This window comes from Caenispirillum bisanense (assembly GCF_039523075.1).
In the GTDB taxonomy this organism is placed as follows: Bacteria; Pseudomonadota; Alphaproteobacteria; order Rhodospirillales; family Rhodospirillaceae; genus Caenispirillum; species Caenispirillum bisanense.
In genome coordinates this window covers 1-566 of sequence record NZ_BAAAEP010000140.1, presented here as the reverse complement: position 1 = coordinate 566, position 566 = coordinate 1, and the positions used below count along the sequence as shown (strand labels likewise).

Below are 566 nucleotides of genomic sequence, written 5' to 3'. Positions count from 1 at the left end.
CGCGCACCCCGTTTCAGATTCTCGGAGACCTGTCGACGGGAGCGTCTGCCAATCTCGCGGCGGATGAACGGCTCTGGTGTGAGTGGGTAGCCGGGTCTCGGGGGCGTGTGCAGTTGGTGTGGTCTCGGGGCCTGGCTGACCTGGCACGGGTGGCAGACGCTGAGAAGAGCGATGAGGAGATCGCCGCAGAGGAGATCGGATCGGAAGACCTGTTCCGCTTGCCGCTCGGCACGTGGAAGCGCATTTGCTTCACCGCTGCCCGGTTCGAGTTGCTTGAAGCTGTGGAGAAGGGCGGCAGAGAAGCGGGCATCGGCTTCCTCGAAGAGCGGGGGCTGATATGGCTTCCTGCGCTCGGTGCTGATATGCCCCCTGACACGCGGTGACATGCCACGATGTGTCAGTGACAGATCATCGAATCGTCGGTCTCGCGGAGGTTGCGCGTCGCTGCGGCGTCTCCCTCTCGACGGTCAACCGCAAAGTGTCGAAACTGCGTGATTTTGGGGCTGAGAAGGATGCTTATGGGGTCTGGCACGTCCCCGTCACCGCAATCGAGGGCGTCGGCTGGA

General features: G+C 63.1%; 1 protein-coding gene. It reads left to right on the top strand.

What is annotated here, in order from left to right; translation table 11 throughout:
• Positions 1–383, top strand: a 383-nt coding sequence (locus ABD056_RS22825) for a hypothetical protein (RefSeq protein WP_425545079.1), incomplete at its 5' end; no start/stop codon positions are given.
• Between the last annotated feature and the right edge of the window lie 183 nt (positions 384–566).